Origin of the sequence: Ochrobactrum chromiisoli (assembly GCF_026241335.1) — a bacterium.
In the GTDB taxonomy this organism is placed as follows: Bacteria; Pseudomonadota; Alphaproteobacteria; order Rhizobiales; family Rhizobiaceae; genus Brucella; species Brucella chromiisoli.
Map to the genome: position 1 here is coordinate 59,462 of NZ_JAPHAV010000013.1, position 16,572 is coordinate 76,033.

Genomic DNA, 16,572 nt, shown 5'->3' on the forward strand with positions numbered 1-16,572 from the left:
TTATTTCATCATTTATGTGATGTTAATCGTGTCGAGCAGTCAGGAAGAAGTTGAACATGACATCCGTAGTCTATACCAATCCGCAGAATGCGCCTCTCTATGAAGCGCCGCCTTACGATTATAAATCCTTCACCAAGGTCAGTGTCTTTTGTCGCGTTGATGAGGCTGCCCTGCGCAAAGCGCTGCCAGCCGAGTTCGAAGTGCGTGGTAACGTGATCGAATTCTTCATCATGGACGTACCCAATGGGGGCGCTCTGGGTGCCTATGCCGAAGGTGGCGTTGTTGTGCCGATGAGCTATAAGGGCCAGCCGGGCGGCCACGTTCTTTATGAAATCGTGACCAATGATGACTCAATGGCTGTTGGCCGTGAAGTCTGGGGCTATCCTAAGAAAATGGGTGAGGTGTCGTGGTCACATGACGGAACGTCGATCAAGACGTCGCTGTCGCGTCGCGGCGTCCCGCTCATCGAAATTGAGTTTGACGCAGCTGATGCTGAGTTCGAGAAGCCAGCTTTGCAGCCGCGTTTCCAGACCCGACTTATCCCTTCGCCTGAAGGTGCGACTGCCAAAACCGAAATCATTGAGAATTCGCTGAAAGGCTTTTCGTATTCGACCCATTCGAAGGGTAAGGCGAAGATCACTATAGGTGGAAATGCTGCAGATCCAGTCCACGAACTGGTGATTGAAGAAGTCATCGGTGCGGAGATGATCGTGGCCGATTTCGTTCTTGGCTTCGGTAGGATTGTCGGTTAACACCCCAACTAGAGTGGCTTCATCGTGGCGCAATTATCGAATAAATTCAGTCAAATGCTTTGTTTTCAGGGCAAGACAGTAATTGTCACCGGTGGAGCCCGCGGGATTGGTGCGGCAGCGTCGTCCCTGTTTGCCGAACTTGGTGCAAACGTTGCCGTCCTCGACATGGACCTTGATGTGGCTTTGGAAACATCAGCGCGGCTCAATGCGCAATATCCGGACCGCATTTTTGCTCACGTGATCGATGTTACCAATGAAGTCAGTGTGACAGCTGCATTTCAGGCCGTTGAAGATGCCTTTGGCGGCATTGACGTGCTGGTGAACAATGCAGGCATTTCGATCAGATTGCCGACGGAACAATTGTCACTTGCTGATTGGCAGCGGGTTGTGGATGTCAATTTGACGGGCGTGTTTTTATGCGCCCGCAATGTGGCATCCCGCTGGATTGGCAGTCAAAAACCGGGCCATCCCGGCTGCATTGTTAATCTGGCCTCTATCATGAGCTTTTCGGGTTCTGGCCTGCACCCCAACATATCCTATCAGGCGACGAAGGGCGCGCTTGTTAATCTCACGCGTAGTCTCGCCGTGGAATGGGCCACGCACGGGATACGTGTCAACGCCGTCGCGCCAACCTGGGTGCGCACACCATTGGTGAAGCACCTTATCGATGATGAAGCCACCATGGCGCAGATCAGCGCGCTGACACCGCTTGGACGCATGGCAGAGCCTGAGGAAGTCGCAATGTCGATTGCCTTTCTCGCAAGCCCGGCTGCTTCCATGATTACCGGTCACATTCTGCCTGTTGATGGAGGATATCTGGCCAAATAAGCCCACCCGCATAAAGAATTCACCTATGTGAAAATCCAGCTCTTGAAAACAAGAGGAACAGGGGAACTTAATGATAAAGAAAACCAGAATTTTCGCTATTCTCTCCGTCGCCCTGATGGCGGGCGTAACATTGGCAAAGGCCGAAGACATTGTCATCGGCGGCAGCGCACCTATGTCCGGCGCGCAGGCCGAGTTCGGTCAGTCACAGATTGATGGTGCAGAACTCTTTTTCGACCAGCTCAATGAAAAGGGCGGCATCAAAGGCAACAAGGTTGTCTTGAAGCCACTCGATGATCGTGCCGATCCGCGTCAGGGAACCCTTGTTGCGCAGCAGTTTTGTGATGATACATCTGTTGTTGGCGTCATCGGCCACATGAACAGCGGCGTGACCATGCCAGCGCTCGACATTTATTCCGAGTGCGGAATGCCGCAGATTGTGCCGGCAACCAATCCCGAACTGATGCGCATGGGCTTCAAAACAGTGGTTCGCCCCGTCGCCAACGACTTTATTCAGGGCGCTCTGCCAGCCAAATATGTCGCCAACACACTCGGCCTGAAGAAGGCTGTGACGGTGCACGACAAGACCGTTTTCGGTCAGGGTATCGCAGGTGTGTTCAAGACAAACTTTGAAGAAAGCGGAGGTAAAGTTTCTGGAACCTACGGCGTAAATCCGGAAGATGTCGATTTCTCATCGCTCATTGCCAGCATTAAGCGCGAAAACCCCGATGTTCTCTATATGGGATCAGGCATGCCGCAGCTCGCTTTGTTTCTCAAGCAGATGCGCGAACAAGGCATGACTGCCCAGTTCATTGGCCCGGATATCGGCTTTACGGAAGAACTGATCAAGCAGGCTGGTCCAGCCTTTGCCGAAGGCGCTATCCTCAGCTTCCAGCTTCCACCCTATGACTCGTCCGACGCTTTGAAAGAATTCTCTGACCGTCACAAGAAGCGCTTTGGACGTGAGCCTGGACCTTACGCGGCTCTTGGTTATGTCAATGCACAGGTTATGGCCGCTGCACTGGAAGAAGCCGATCAGTACACGCGTGAAGGCGTTTTGAAGCCGTTGAAGACCATCAAGGCTGACACCTTGCTCGGCCCTGTTGAATTTGACGAAGCGGGTGAAAACAAGTTCGCTCCAATGTTCCTTTACGTCGTCAAGAACGGCAAGTTTGAGCTGATCAAGCAATAACCGCTCTTATGAAATACGCGGCTGACGTCTCACGGCGTCAGCCTGCATGGAAAGTGACAGGGCGATGGTAGAATATTTTCTCCAGCAACTGATTTTTGCGCTCGTGCTGGGTGCAATCTATGGACTGATAGCGCTCGGCTATACGATGGTGTACGGCGTTATGCGGCTGATCAACTTCGCGCATGGCGAATTCTTCATGCTCGGGCCGTATATTTATACGTTCATATTCACCGGATTGATTGGCGCTGGCGGCATCACGCCTGTGGTTGATTCAACATTGGCCATCGTCGGCAGTTTCATTGCCGTGGGCTTGCTGGGTGTCGCCGTGGAGCGCTTCGCTTACCGTCCATTGCGTGCCTATGGCCGACTGGCACCCATGCTCAGCGCGCTTGGCATGTCGATCGTCCTGCAAAGTGCCGTACGCGTTACCGTTGGGCCGCAGCCGGTTCACTTTCCGGCCATTATCAACAGCACCCAGATCCAGATCTTTGGCGGCACCATATCGACAATCCAGATCGGTATTCTTGTATCAGCCGTGTTCCTGATGATTGGATTGACGACTTTTGTGAACAAGACACGCTTTGGCATCTGGATCCGCGCAGCGTCAGAAAGCTGGACCACGTCCGCCTTGCTTGGCATTCGGGTCAACCGCGCTGTCAGCCTCATCTTCTTCGTCGGCCCCGGCCTCGGCGCCATGGCGGGCATCATGTATTCGTCCTATTACGGTATCATGCAGCCAAGCATGGGCTCTGTCATCGGATTGAAAGCATTTACAGCCGCTATTCTCGGTGGCATTGGCTCCATCCCCGGCGCGATGCTCGGCGGGTTTCTGCTGGGTGGTATCGAGGTCTTTGGAACCGCACTTATACCGGTTATTTCGGGTGGTCTTCTGGGCACGGAATATCGCGATGTCTTCGCTTTTGCCGTGTTGATCCTCGTCCTGCTTTTCAAGCCATCCGGGCTTCTGGGCGAGACGGTCTCCGAAGAAACAACCGTAGCCAAGAAGGATTATTGATCCATGGCAACACCCCTCATCATCAGGCGACTGGGATTGATTGCACTGCTCGTGGCCATCATGGTCGGCCTAAGCCTTGTGCCGTCCATGCCGCCCTATTATGTGCGCGTCGTCAATTCGATCCTGCTCTATATCATATTGGCTGTCGGTCTTAACCTCGTGGTTGGCTATGTTGGCCTGCTCGATCTCGGCTTCATCGCGTTCTATGCGGTGGGTGCCTATTGTTACGCGTTCCTCGCAAGCGGACATTTCGGCATCCATCTGCCTTTTATTATCGTGCTCATCGTAGGCGCCATCGCTGGCGCGTTTGCAGGTATTCTTCTGGGCTTTCCCGTTTTGAAGCTCAGAGGGGACTATCTCGCCATCGTCACGCTCAGCTTTGGCGAAATCATCCGCATTGTGATCAACAACGCAGACGAGTTCACCAATGGGCCTCAAGGCATCGCAGCCCTTGATCGCGCCAGAATATTCGACCTTCCCTTGACCAGTCCGGTCAATTTCTACTGGCTCCTGCTGGTTCTTGCGGTCATCGTGTGCGCTGCGGTTTTCTGGATGGAACGGACCATTCTGGGAAAAACCTGGCGCGCCATGCGTGAAGATCAGGACGTCGTGCGTGGCCTTGGCATCAACACCACCAATCTGAAACTGACGGCATTTGCCATCAGTGCGGCAATTGGCGGGGCAGGTGGCGTTATATTCGGTGCTTCACAGCGCTTCGTCAGCCCGGAAAGCTTTACTTTTCAGGAATCCCTGCTGGTCGTGCTCATTATCATCATCGGCGGCGTGGGAAATATTCTAGGTGTGGTGGCCGGTGCAACACTCCTGATCATCCTGCCGGAAGTCCTGCATTTTGCCGCACAATACAGGCTTCTGATCTATGGTCTGGTGCTGGTGTCGGTGATCATCCTGCGTCCGTCCGGTTTGATACCGCAGAAATACAACATCAGTTATCTCCTTCAAAAGGTGCAGTCGCTATGGTCCTCACCCTCAAAGGCGTAAGCAAACATTTCGGTTCTCTCGTCGCCGTTCGCGATCTGTCGCTGAGCTTTGATGTCGGTGGTATCTATTCGATCATCGGCCCAAATGGTGCGGGCAAATCAACCGTTGTGAACATGATTGCCGGGTCTTACCGTGTCACCTCCGGGGAAATTGCGCTGTCGGGAACAGTGTTGAACACACTACCCAAGCACAAAATCGCCCAGAGCGGAATTGCGCGCACCTATCAGAATTTGCGTCTCTTCGACGGCATGACGGTTCTGGAAAATCTGGAAGTCTGTTTTTATCCCCGCTCCAACATCTGGCGTCGGGGAAGCCATGACAGCTTAAGCAAAACGCAGCGGATTGATCTGTGCAAACAATGCCTTGTCGAGTTCGGCCTGTCGAACGTTGAAGAAAATCTGGCTGGCGATCTCCCATACGGAAAACAAAAAGTGCTTGAACTGGCGCGTGCCTTTGTAACCAGAGCGCCGGTGGTTTTGCTCGATGAACCGGCAGCGGGCCTGAACCACACCGAGACCAAGGAAATGACGCAGATGATTGCGGGCCTAAGAGCCCAGGATCGCGCGATCATTCTGGTGGAGCACGACATGGATATGGTCATGTCGATCTCTGATCGTGTGGATGTTTTGAATTATGGGGAACTGCTGGTTTCCGGCACGCCAGAAGAAATTCGGCGCAATGAGAAAGTTCAGGAGGCTTATCTTGGGACAACAGATGAACTCGAATTCGTCAGAGAGCTTGCTCAAAGTCGCTCAGCTGCAGGCCGGGTACGGGCGGACGCAGATATTATTCGGCATTGATCTTGAAGTTAAAGCCGGTGAAATCGTCACGATCATTGGTGCCAATGGTGCTGGTAAAACCACGACGCTCAGAACCATTTCCGGCCTGACAAAGGTCTATTCCGGTTCGATTGAGTTCAAGGGTCGCAGTATAAGCGGGATGTCGCCTGAGGAAATTGCGCGGCTTGGGCTTGCTCATTGTCCGGAGGGTCGCCACATCCTGCAACGTTTAACCGTGGAAGAAAACCTGATCGCCGGTTACATTCCCGGACGCGGTCGGCCGTATGAAGATATTCGTGCGGATGTGTTTGAAATGTTTCCTTTGCTGAAGGAACGTCGCAATTCTCTAGCCAGTCGCATGAGCGGCGGGCAGCAACAGATGCTGGCGATTGGTCGTTCGCTGATGGCATCGCCAGAACTGTTGATGCTTGACGAACCTTCGCTGGGGCTTGCACCGAAAATCATCAATCAGATTTTCGAAATCATTATCCAGCTTTCCAAAGCGGGCATCAGCCTTATCGTGGTTGAGCAGAATGCCGCAGTCGCATTGGAGATCGCTGACTATGGCTATGTCTTCGATGCGGGCAGGTGCACGGTCGAGGGAGGCGCACACAAGGTTCTCCACGATCCGCAATTGCAGGCTGCTTATCTCGGCGGATAGTGGCGAGAAACGAGGATATTGCCAGATATGAATGCACGCCGCTCAGCCTCGTCGGTCCCATCGGTTATTGTCACAGGTGCTGCGTCCGGTATCGGACGCGGCGTCGCAAAGGCGCTGGCCGCGTCAGGTACAACGCTTGGCTTGATCGATATCAATGGGGCAGCCTTGTCATCCCTCGTCAGTGAATGCATTGAACTGGGTGCAGACGCCTATGCCTGTGTTGCCGATGTTTCAGACGCATTGGCGGTAGAAGAAGCCGTTCAGACCTATGTCCAGCAAGCAGGTTATCTCACTGGCGTTGTGTGTTGTGCAGGCATCGCGTTGACGGGTGATGTGCTGTCGCTGTCGATGGATACATGGCAGCAAACGCTCGACATTAATCTGACCGGCGTTTTCATTACAGCGAAATATACGGTTGAACATCTCATCAAATATCCCGGAAGCGCATTCATCGCCATCAGTTCCGATAGTGGCATCAAAGGATCGCAAGGCTATTCCGCTTATTGCGCCTCCAAGCACGGCGTCATCGGCCTCGTGCGCTGCATGGCGCTGGATTATGGGCAACACGGACTGCGCAGCAATGTTATTTGCCCCGGCTTTGTTGATACGCCAATGGCTGCCCGCCTATTTAATGGTGATGATGCAACAAGAAAATCTTACGAGGATCGTGTTCCCTTGGGGCGCTTTGCTCACGTGGATGATATTGCCAATGCCGTTTGTCACTTGCTTTCGCCGCAAGCAAGCTATGCCAACGGAATGGTATATGTTCTGGATGGTGGGACTTCGGTTGGCACCTATGGCGTCCTTACCCGCGCCTAGTTTTGTTTTAGACGCAAATCGGTTAAGAGCCAGAAAGCATTTTTCGCAAGACGTTGAATGACGGCAGGCCTGCATGAAGGCCAAAAAACAAATAGATAGAATGGCTTCAGTAATCCTGTTTTTACCAGAACCATTTTAAAATGAGCAATGATGTGCTTTCCGTTCGACCATCTCCAATCCGTGGTGTGATAATATGGTTTTAAACAGCGATTTTCAGCCGCAAAAAACTCTGCCAAACAACGACAAAGTTGGGCTGGTTTTAAGGTCGCTTCGTAAGTCACGGCACATCACCATTCAGGAACTTGCAAAACTTCTAAACCGCTCAACCGGCTATATCAGCCAGCTGGAGCGCGGGATTTCACAGCCAACGCTTAAAGATCTCTATGCAGCCTGCACGGTTTTTTCCGTTCCGATGACATGGTTCATTGAAGCAGAGCCTGCATCCCCGGAAATGGACCTTGAACGCCAATATGTTGTGCGTGCCCATCAGCGCAAATATCTGTCACTGGAGGGCGCGATTACCGAACTTTTGACGCCCGAACCGGACCCCAAGATCGAGTTCATGATCTCGACCTATGAACCGGGGTTGGAGACTGAGCTGAAAGACGTGCGCACCGAAGGTGCCGAATATGGAATTGTTCTGGAAGGAACACTGGAACTGTGGGTAGACGAAAATTTGTTCACCCTTCACAAAGGTGACAGCTATCGGTTTAGCCGGACATCAACCTATCGTTCTCGCAATCCATCCGATGCAAATATCACCAAAATACTATGGTTTGGTATATATAAAATCGCGTAGTGAAGCCTTAAAAATATTTTCAATTTTATAACTTCATCAACGCATATGCACTCAACTTGCATCAATATCGTTCAATGAATGGACGATGTTTACGGTTGCTATTGCAAAGACCCCGAACCAGCAGCGATCCGATAGCGCATTCGCGCAACCCCCGGCCATGTCAGACGCTTTTCGTTCAGCCCGCTGGATGCAATTGCATTTTCTTGCTACAATTCCAAAATCATTCCAGAACTTAGTCTGGTGTTGTCATGTCTGGATGGCGCCCGTTTGGCAATATGATTTTGGTGATGTTTTAGCTTTGCGGGTCGGGTGCAGTCATGTCTTCGGCCTGTTTATGCGGCACGATATGACCGCTGGCCCTGATGTTGTCCGCGAGAACCGATCCCTATCACATTGTCGCGCTGTTGATGCGCAAGACAACACCACGGGTTCTTCGGCTCGTGCGGTCCATTCCGCTTTGCTGTCACATCATACCATCGTCACTCCGCCAACTGTGGTGCCCCGAAAGGCAAAGCTTCTTCGCTTCTACATGCCTACACTGAAGTCAGCGCCCGGTGATCAGGCACAAAGTCCAGCTGGAATTGTATATTCCGCGCCATGATCGCCCAGGCAACGCGCGCAATCTTGTTTGCGAGAGCGACCGCAACGAGTTTGAAGGGTTTTTTCGCCAACAGGGTTTGCGCCCACTCCGCCAATGGGGACTGGGTCTTGCCATTCTTCATCCTGTAAAGCGCAGCATGTGCCCCAACGACAAGAAGCTTGCGCATGCGTCTGTTGCCCATTTTGGAAATGGAGCCCAGCCTTGGCTTTCCACCCGTTGAATGCTGCCTGGGAACAAGGCCCAACCAGGCTGCAAACTCTCGCCCGCCCTCAAACAGCTTTGCGTCCGGCACGCTGGCGGAAAGACAAGTAGCTATGACAGGGCCGATTCCGGGAATTGTCGAAAGCCGGAGACTGACATCGTCGTTGCGATGCGCAGCGAGGATCGCCTTGTCAAGCTTTGCGATCTGCCCCTTGATCTCTATCAAGGCTGTCGCTAGCGGTCCAAGTGCAATACGAACTGCTTGCGAGGTGTGTCCTTTATCATCTTCCAGAATGGCTATTAGGGGTCGTTTGCGGGAGGGGGCGGAATCCTACGCTAAGCCGAGAACACGCTTTCCGTAACTCCTGAGTTCGCCCTGGGGGCCGACATAGCGATAAAGGGTGACGCGCTCGATCCCGAGTTCCTTACAGAGATCGGAGACGGATGTATCGCGTTGCGCCATGGCGGCCTGAGCGAGGCGCACCTGCGCCTTGGAGAGCGCGAATTTTCTGCCTCCTTTACGGCCGCGCGCCCTGGCCGCTGCGAGTCCGGCCATGGTGCGCTCGCGGATCAGGTCTCGCTCAAATTCGGCCAAGGTTGCGAAGATGCCGAAGACCATACGGCCGGATGCGGTCGTAGTGTCGATTTCGGCGCCCTTTCCGGTCAGCACCCGCAGGCCGATCTTCTGGTCTGATAGACCCTTTACGGTGTTGACGAGATGGGCAAGCGACCGCCCGAGGCGATCGAGCTTCCAGACCACCAGTACATCGCCGACACGTAACGCGGCGTTGGTGCATGGATAGCATTTCCGGTTTACTGATTTTGCAAAGATAGGCTTTATTCGTTGAGTTTTACGTCTTTTGGACTCCACTCATGCCTTTCAAACACAACGCTGCTCAACGCCATAAGATCCCGCCACAGAAGTTCAAGGTTAAGAACTGGCCCAACTATGAAGCGGGCTTACGCCAGCGCGGCAGTGTTACCTTCTGGATCAGTGAGGAAGCTATTGCGGGCTGGTCCGCCCCGCTCCGCACGACACCGGGTGGCCAATTGCGCTATTCTGATTTGGCCATTGAAACATCGCTGATGTGCGGGCTCGTCTTTAATCAGCCCTTGCGTCAGACCGAAGGCTTGATGAGGTCACTGCTGCAATTGATGGGCCTTGATCTGCCAGTGCCTGACCATACGACATTAAGCAGGCGCTGTGCCAGCTTGTCGTCATTGAAGGCTCTGGGGCAGCACACGACAACCGCGCCTGATGAACCCATTCATGTTCTTGTCGACAGCACAGGATTGAAGATTTATGGCGCAGGCCAATGGCTTGAGGATAAGCATGGCAGCAAATCCCCCAGGAAATGGCGCAAACTGCATCTTGGCGTCGATGCTGACACAGGTGAAATTATCGCTGCAGTCCTGACCGATCAGAACAGCAGTGATAGCAGCCAATTCACAGCTTTGCTTGACCAGATTGACCAGCCCATCGCAAGCGTCACTGCTGATGGAGCTTATGACAGTGATGAAACCTACAGGTCTGCCCGCCAGCACAGTCCGGGTGTAAGCGTCATTGTTCCACCGCGGGCCCGACAATTACCAATGGACATGTATGGCCCACCGGATCAGCGGGACTGGCACACGCAAACAATCGCCGAGCATGGCCGGATGAAGTGGCAGGCCGTAACCGGTTATGGAAAACGGTCTCATGTGGAAACGGCCATGGGCCGGTATAAGTCCGTCAATCGCAACCGTCTTCGCTCACGCAAGTTTGCCAATCAGCAAGCCGAAGTCAAACTCGGATGCCGCATTCTCAATCGAATGCTGGCATCCGCACGCCCAGTTTCCGTCCGTGTGAAAGAGTTAAGCCTGTGATCAAACATCAAAGACCGCAATCTGTCTATAATCGGCTCCATGCACCAACGCCCCATCGAGTACTGCGTCAGACCGCCACAAACATGTGGCGTGAAATCGCATGCCTGAAAGCTGCATAATTTCAGCGTCATAGACAAAATTACGGACTTGCTCAGGTTAACGTAACAGTGCCAGTTCAACAGAAGCCAGAAAGAATTGCTCTTGCAGGCGATCTGTCCTTCTGATACATGACCGCCCGGTCCGCAGTTCACCTAGGCATCGCCGCCCTCTGGGCAAGCTAAACCTGCTTCTATTTCTCCTTGACGCATCGACCACCTTGTTCGTGCCGCGTCGGAACGGCGATCACCGATCTCAATTTGACAGGCACGTTTTAAGGATCAGGGACCATGCCCAGGGAATTAATACCATTGCATGTCAATGACATTTCGGCTTTAGCGCGCAGCATCCGCAATGCATATTCCGAACGCGACAAGCCGCTTTCTCACGTCGAAATTTTGAATATCCTTGCAAAAGGCGCGGGATTCAAAAATTTCCAGCACCTGCGAGACGGTGCGAAAGAACCTGTGAAGGCAGATGTACACCCTATCATCAGTCAAGCGAATGTGGAGCGTGTAGCCCGCTGCTTCGATAAGGATGGTGTTCTTACGCGCTTTCCAAGCAAACGTTCGGATCAGATATCGGTTCTATGGGTGCTTTGGTCTCGCTTGCCGGCCCGGACGAAACTGACGGAAGCCGAGGTGAACGCGCTGTTGAAATCCTGGCACAGTTTCGGAGATCACGCCTTGCTACGTCGCGAAATCTGTGATGCCGGTTTGGTATCGAGAACACGGGATGGCAGTGTTTACCTCCGCATGGAGCTGCCGATGCCGCCTCTAGCGCAAGCTATTGCTCGCCAGATCACCAATAAATAACTCAACAGCTAATGTGCTGACGAAAGCAGCTATTGCTGCTGAGGAATTATCATGACTAACTTTAAGACCGGCGTTTTGCTTGGAAGAATTCCCTATATTCGCATGGGTGATCAAAATGACCCTGTGATCGTGATCAATGGCGGGCAAGGTTTTGTCCGCAAACATTGCTTTGACAGGATGCTGCGCGATGCGAAGCGTGTCGCACGCATGCTGCCGCCAAAACAGGGCTTTATCCTGATCGGCTACGATCAGCAGCTCGACACGAAAGCAACAACTGAGACAATCGTGTCGGACTATGAGCGCGCTATCAGAGAACTGAAGGTCTCGGCGTTTTCGCTCATGGGGATATCCTATGGCGGACTGCTAGCGACAAGGCTTGCGGCAGCACGCGAAGGGTGGGTTAAGAGGCTGATTCTGGTGGCGAGCGCTCACCAGTTCAGCATGAATGGCAAAATCAGGATAAATCGACAAATCCAGTTCGCACAACGGGAGCAGTACTACGAGTTGATCAACGAATTTGCAGCAATATTCCGTAATCCCTTGTTGAACTTGTTATTGAAGATAAACCTCTGGGTTGACCGCAACAAACTTCCCGAAAAAATGAATTCCGGTGAAGTTATTGTCCGGTATCTTCAATTGATAATGCAGGCCGAGCCAGTCGATCTAAGCTCGATTACAGCACGGACATTGATTATCGGCGGGGAACTGGATCAGTTTTTTGGCGATGGCATGATGGAAGCTGCCCAAAATGGTATCCCCGACGCTACGCTGCAGCTCCTTAGAGGGCAAACTCATATGGCCCCTGTTGAATGTAGCCAACCGTTTCGGAGATTCCTGACAAATTTTCTGGAATAAGCTGAATCCAGAGTGGTTAAGAAGCCCGCGTTTGCGGGCTTCTTAACGAAGACACACGAAGAAGATGGTGAAAGGGCACAGTTACCTTAACTCTGGCGCAAGCATAAGCTGCGAAAATAGGCCATGATCGAATCTCGTTCCTCACTTTATCACCGCCATCGTTTCCCTGCTGAGATTATCGCGGAGGCGGTATGGCTGTATTATCGCTTTCCTCTTAGCTTTCGCATGGTCGAAGATATGCTGGCTTACCGTGGGATCATCGTCACCCACAAGACGGTACATGAATGAGCGGAGAAGTTTGGACGTGAATATGCCAATACGATCCGTCGCCGTACCCCACGTCTTGGTGATAAATGGCACCTTGATTAAATGGTCATCACGATCAAGGGTGAGAAGCATTTTCTGTGGCGCGCCGTTGATCAGGATGGCTTTGTACTCGATGTTCTTGTTCAGAAGCGCCGTAACACCAGTGCTGCCAAGCGTTTCATGCGTAAACTTCTACGCGGCCAGGGCTGTTCAGCCCGCGTCATGGTCAGCGATAAGCTGAGATCTTATGGTGCTGCCAAACGAAAACTGGGGATGAGCGTTTGCGAGCATCGTCAGCACAAAGGCTTGAACAACCGCGCTGAGAATTCGCACCAGCCCATCCGACGACGAGAGCGGGTCATGAAGCGCTTTAAATCAGCACGACACGTGCAACGCTTCACATCGATTCACGACCCGGTCTACAATCTCCACTACTTTCCCCGCAACCTTCTCTCCTCAGCAGACCATCGCGAGCTGCGTCAGACCGCCACAAACATGTGGCGTGAAATCGCATGCCTGAAAGCTGCATAATTTCAGCGTCATAGACAAAATTGCGGACTTGCTCAGGTTAACGTAACAGTGCCCATGAACCGCCTCTGGATATCAGTGATACCGCGATCTATGCAACAAGGCCACTACCATCTCAATGATGGATCAGATTAATTTTTAGTTTCGACCCTGTGGCCTCTGCGTACCGACGTAGTGTAGAAATGGACGGAGAAACTTTACCGCCTTCAAGCCGAGCAATGGCCGATTGGGTCGTGCCAATACGTTTTGCTACATCAGCTTGCGACATCTTTGCATCGGTTCTCGCTGTCACAAGAGCTTCGACAAGCGCAAACTCTCCATCCGCTTTTTCATATTCCTTCCGGAATTCCGGATCATTCATGAGGCGCTGTTTTAGGTCTGAAATCCTAGTCATGTTTTTACCTGCTTCATTCGCTGCTTTGCTAAATCTAAGGCGCTCTTAGGTGTCTTCTGCGATTTTTTGACAAAAACATGAAGGATAACAACGCGGCGTCCCGTAACACTAACGTAAAAACCCCGCGCAATTCCTTCCGTTGCTTTAGCGCGAAGCTCCCAGAGCTTTCCCTCCAAGTGCTTAACATGAGGTTCATGCAATTGTTCTAAGCCAACGTTCTCGACCATTTCCATCAAACGGATGAGACGAGCCTGCAATCCAGCGGGGAGCCCCTCAATTTCAGCATCTACAGTGTCATCAAGCGTCTCAACTATCCATCGCATATCTGATATATAGCGTAAAAGAGATTGTATTACAAGCCGATATGATCACATTCAATCAGTGCGGAATGAAATGATTGATTTGTTCAACCGTACTGATCGGGACAGCTTGCAATATTTGATAGCCAGCCAAAATTCTGTTTGGGGATATGGAGTTGCCCTCTCCCAATCGAGATAATTACTTTCGTAAATCGAGAATATTGAGCTCACGCCAGATCCACTCGAAACTGTAGGTTGCCATTGGGTCAGTGTGTTGATGACGAACAGCAATCTGGTTCTCAAGATACTTCAGCCATTCGACGAGTTTTTTACGCCCTGCGGCAGTTTTTGCAGCTTGGCGCGGCGTGATGTTACCCAGCATAGGAACGGGTTGATCTAGAGTTTCGCGATATTTTCGATCCAGTACCTGATGAACAATTTCGTGTGCAATGTCAGCAGGCATAGCTGCTTCTACATCTGTCGTATCGTCTTCGGTTTTGTCGGCCATTACCTGATTGACCGTACGAATTTCTGTCAGCGGTACGCGGACGAGATCACCGAGTGCTTGTTTTACAAGTCCCATTCCAACTGCAGAACGTTCTGCAGAATTGGTCATCAGATGCATGAAACGGCCTTTGATCTCAATACTTCCCAAGATACGGTAGCCATCCTCAAGGTCGGTATCGAAAGAGCCAGCTTTGGGCTTGGATTTGTTCTTGGCTTTTGGCTTTACTTCTAGCCAGTTCCAAGATTTTTCCCCATCTTGCGACATGCCTGCAATCGTATTTATCTTTGCTGCAATGTCCTTCTGCGTCACGCCTGAAGCAATAGGGAAGCGAACATCATGGAACATGAAATCGTGCCCATCACTATTCTGGATAGAGGGTATTACCGCGATATTCTCAAGTGCGTCAAACAACCATGAATGTGTAAAAATACGGGCCGCCTCATGCAGCTCATCGTCATCGAAGATTGGTAGCTTTTTTGTCTTCCTCTTTCCAAATACAAGACGAAAACCATCAAAGAGGTCATCACTTGCCTTTTGCGTGAATGGCAACAGAGAGCCCGCAAAGATATGCCTGCCCATGACAGGCACTATACGCGCAGCAATCCTATCCCATTGTTTTATCGATTTTGTAGCGCTGTGCTCATAGACCAGGATAGGCTCACCACCGCGAATGAGATCGCGCGCCAGAACCGATTTTCCTGGCACAATGTCGCTCATCTCATAAAGGCTTATACGGGAATTGCGCAGCGCTTTCATATAGGCCTTCGATTGTGCGCTTTCCTTCCAGCCCCGACGTTTGAGATATTCGTCAACAATATTGCCACCCGGGACATCAAAATCCTGGGTCAGAAAATCTTCAAACGCACAGCCCCAAAGAATATCAGGCCATGCCTCACCGAGCATATCTGCGATGTCTTCAAAATCTATGTCGAAGGCGTCCAGAACAGGCCCAAGATGGTCACCAAATATCTCAGAAAAACAATCGCGCCATTCATCGCGGCTCAGAAACTTCATCAAGCCATCAAGCTCGTGACCGACTGTCATCATTCTTCTCCATGTTCGGGCTGTGACACGCTTTGTATAGGCGTGCTGAACCGACGCATAAAGTAAAAATCAGGCGGCAGCAGAAAATCTGCCGCCCAATGTGTTATCAAATCAAATCCATATGCTCGAGAATAACATTTTCGATGACAGCGATGAGACGTTTGCAGTCCTGAGCATTTTCATTTCGAATGCAGTAAAGCTCAGTTGCCTGGCTGATATCGCATTTCTCACCCGTACCATAATCAGTGTAGCGGTCGATAATATCCGGATTGATGTTTTTGCGCTCAAAATGTGCAATGGCATCTTCCGTCTTGCGCCATTCTATCCAGCTACATGATGACAGCTTTCTCTGAAACCTGTTGCTGAACTGCTGCCGGCTCATGCCTTTTGGAAGGGTAACGCGAAGCCCTCGTGTTAGAGCGCGAACAGGACTATTCTCATGCAACGTTTCAGGGATATAAATTTGAAGCGCAGAATATTCGTCATATCCCTCATCTTGCACCGGCCAATCGCCATTGATCTTATAATAAGATCCGTATTGGTCTTTGCTTTGCTGCTTAATACGATCAGCAATCCTATCCTGCGCACACTCGCCAACCTTAAAGATCGGAATACTAAGCTGGCCTTTGAGATGTTTTAGACCCGGACATCCTGCGATATAGATGTCGCGAATAATCCCAGCCTCAAAATTGGCTGAGAACGCTGCGGAACTCAGAATGGCGCTTGTATCAAGGATGAGATCCTCACCGCCAATGACTGGCCATTGTGTTTGATATTTTGACGATACTTTTGATGACGCGGGAGACGGCAGCAACAATTGCTTCGTGAACGCTTTGTCGTTTGCAGTTTCCGCCGGAGCGGCTTCGTTGCTGGCTGCTGATGATGTCGAAATTCTTGCATAATTGGTTTCCTGGTGCATTGGATGAGGGATAGAAAGGCTCATATGGAGCGGTTTTGTGCTTTCAAAGCACAAGCCTGCTGGCAGCGGCAGAACAATATCGGTTTGTCCCAGCTGAATGCGCATGTTGACAGTTGAAGTGTCATCGCCAGCTTCAAAGCGAATGTTAAGCTGGATGTTTGGTATTGCGGATGTCATGTATGTTAAGCTTTCTTTTTGTAGTTGATTGATTGTTTGTGTTTAGAGCTGACAAACCGCGCGCGAAGGCAGCCTTGAAACATCAAAGCTCCAGGCAGCAATTAGCGAATTGCGCGATATGT

Annotated in this window: 16 protein-coding genes and 3 pseudogenes; 13 read left to right on the forward strand and 6 right to left on the reverse strand. The window is 51.5% G+C overall.

Annotated features, from left to right (window positions below; genetic code table 11):
- The first annotated feature begins 56 nt into the window (after window positions 1–56).
- The 9 genes from OPR82_RS18425 (at window position 57) to OPR82_RS18465 (ending at window position 7,841) form a co-directional block, all read left to right on the forward strand.
- Window positions 57–752, forward strand: a complete 696-nt coding sequence (locus tag OPR82_RS18425) for an acetoacetate decarboxylase family protein (protein ID WP_265986369.1) — start codon at window positions 57–59, stop codon at window positions 750–752.
- Window positions 753–776: 24 nt separating this feature from the next.
- Window positions 777–1,580 carry an SDR family NAD(P)-dependent oxidoreductase gene (locus OPR82_RS18430; RefSeq protein WP_265986370.1) on the forward strand — a complete coding sequence of 268 codons (804 nt, stop codon included), beginning with the start codon at window positions 777–779 and terminating at the stop codon, window positions 1,578–1,580.
- Between the two features lie 70 nt (window positions 1,581–1,650).
- Window positions 1,651–2,769 carry a branched-chain amino acid ABC transporter substrate-binding protein gene (locus OPR82_RS18435; protein ID WP_265986371.1) on the forward strand — a complete coding sequence of 373 codons (1,119 nt, stop codon included), beginning with the start codon at window positions 1,651–1,653 and terminating at the stop codon, window positions 2,767–2,769.
- A 46-nt stretch (window positions 2,770–2,815) separates the two neighbouring features.
- Window positions 2,816–3,784: a branched-chain amino acid ABC transporter permease gene (locus OPR82_RS18440; protein WP_265986372.1), complete on the forward strand. Its 969-nt coding sequence runs from the start codon at window positions 2,816–2,818 to the stop codon at window positions 3,782–3,784.
- Between the two features lie 3 nt (window positions 3,785–3,787).
- Window positions 3,788–4,783, forward strand: coding sequence for a branched-chain amino acid ABC transporter permease (locus OPR82_RS18445; RefSeq protein WP_265986373.1), 996 nt, complete (start codon window positions 3,788–3,790; stop codon window positions 4,781–4,783).
- Entirely contained in the window at window positions 4,759–5,583 is an 825-nt protein-coding gene (locus OPR82_RS18450; protein WP_265986374.1) for an ABC transporter ATP-binding protein, read from the forward strand. The genes OPR82_RS18445 and OPR82_RS18450 overlap by 25 nt, the downstream gene beginning before the upstream one ends.
- Window positions 5,498–6,223: an ABC transporter ATP-binding protein gene (locus tag OPR82_RS18455; protein ID WP_323054568.1), complete on the forward strand. Its 726-nt coding sequence runs from the start codon at window positions 5,498–5,500 to the stop codon at window positions 6,221–6,223. The genes OPR82_RS18450 and OPR82_RS18455 overlap by 86 nt, the downstream gene beginning before the upstream one ends.
- Before the next feature lie 27 nt (window positions 6,224–6,250).
- Entirely contained in the window at window positions 6,251–7,042 is a 792-nt protein-coding gene (locus tag OPR82_RS18460) for an SDR family NAD(P)-dependent oxidoreductase (RefSeq protein ID WP_265986375.1), read from the forward strand.
- 193 nt (window positions 7,043–7,235) lie between these two features.
- On the forward strand, window positions 7,236–7,841 hold the full coding sequence (locus tag OPR82_RS18465; RefSeq protein WP_265986376.1) for a helix-turn-helix domain-containing protein: 606 nt from the start codon (window positions 7,236–7,238) through the stop codon (window positions 7,839–7,841).
- 533 nt (window positions 7,842–8,374) lie between these two features.
- Here OPR82_RS18465 and OPR82_RS18470 read toward each other — a convergent pair.
- Both OPR82_RS18470 and OPR82_RS18475 read right to left on the reverse strand, forming a co-directional pair.
- Window positions 8,375–8,953: pseudogene (locus OPR82_RS18470) on the reverse strand (IS110 family RNA-guided transposase); the annotation flags it as partial.
- A gap of 21 nt (window positions 8,954–8,974) precedes the next feature.
- A pseudogene (locus OPR82_RS18475) lies at window positions 8,975–9,427 on the reverse strand (recombinase family protein); the annotation flags it as partial.
- An 89-nt stretch (window positions 9,428–9,516) separates the two neighbouring features.
- On the opposite strand from OPR82_RS18475, the gene OPR82_RS18480 reads away from it, so the two are divergent.
- The 4 genes and pseudogenes from OPR82_RS18480 (at window position 9,517) to OPR82_RS18495 (ending at window position 13,112) form a co-directional block, all read left to right on the forward strand.
- Complete coding sequence (locus OPR82_RS18480; protein ID WP_265986377.1) at window positions 9,517–10,509, forward strand: IS5 family transposase; 993 nt, start codon at window positions 9,517–9,519, stop codon at window positions 10,507–10,509.
- Window positions 10,510–10,895: 386 nt separating this feature from the next.
- A complete protein-coding gene (locus tag OPR82_RS18485) occupies window positions 10,896–11,420 on the forward strand; it encodes a DUF2087 domain-containing protein (RefSeq protein WP_265986379.1) in 525 nt (174 codons plus the stop codon).
- 51 nt (window positions 11,421–11,471) lie between these two features.
- Window positions 11,472–12,275 (forward strand): alpha/beta fold hydrolase, encoded by an 804-nt coding sequence (locus OPR82_RS18490; protein WP_265986380.1) that lies wholly within the window; start codon window positions 11,472–11,474, stop codon window positions 12,273–12,275.
- A 123-nt stretch (window positions 12,276–12,398) separates the two neighbouring features.
- Window positions 12,399–13,112 (forward strand): annotated as a pseudogene (locus OPR82_RS18495) (IS6 family transposase).
- A gap of 112 nt (window positions 13,113–13,224) precedes the next feature.
- Here the strand turns inward: OPR82_RS18495 and OPR82_RS18500 are convergent.
- From OPR82_RS18500 to OPR82_RS18515, 4 genes are all read right to left on the reverse strand, one after another.
- Window positions 13,225–13,470, reverse strand: coding sequence for a helix-turn-helix domain-containing protein (locus OPR82_RS18500; protein ID WP_265986381.1), 246 nt, complete (start codon window positions 13,468–13,470; stop codon window positions 13,225–13,227).
- A gap of 29 nt (window positions 13,471–13,499) precedes the next feature.
- Window positions 13,500–13,826 carry a type II toxin-antitoxin system RelE/ParE family toxin gene (locus OPR82_RS18505; RefSeq protein ID WP_265986382.1) on the reverse strand — a complete coding sequence of 109 codons (327 nt, stop codon included), beginning with the start codon at window positions 13,824–13,826 and terminating at the stop codon, window positions 13,500–13,502.
- Between the two features lie 175 nt (window positions 13,827–14,001).
- Window positions 14,002–15,324: a hypothetical protein gene (locus OPR82_RS18510; RefSeq protein ID WP_323054570.1), complete on the reverse strand. Its 1,323-nt coding sequence runs from the start codon at window positions 15,322–15,324 to the stop codon at window positions 14,002–14,004.
- A gap of 136 nt (window positions 15,325–15,460) precedes the next feature.
- The gene (locus tag OPR82_RS18515; protein WP_265986383.1) at window positions 15,461–16,297 is read right to left on the reverse strand and encodes a hypothetical protein; all 837 of its coding nucleotides are present in this window, start codon (window positions 16,295–16,297) and stop codon (window positions 15,461–15,463) included.
- Window positions 16,298–16,572: the final 275 nt, after the last annotated feature.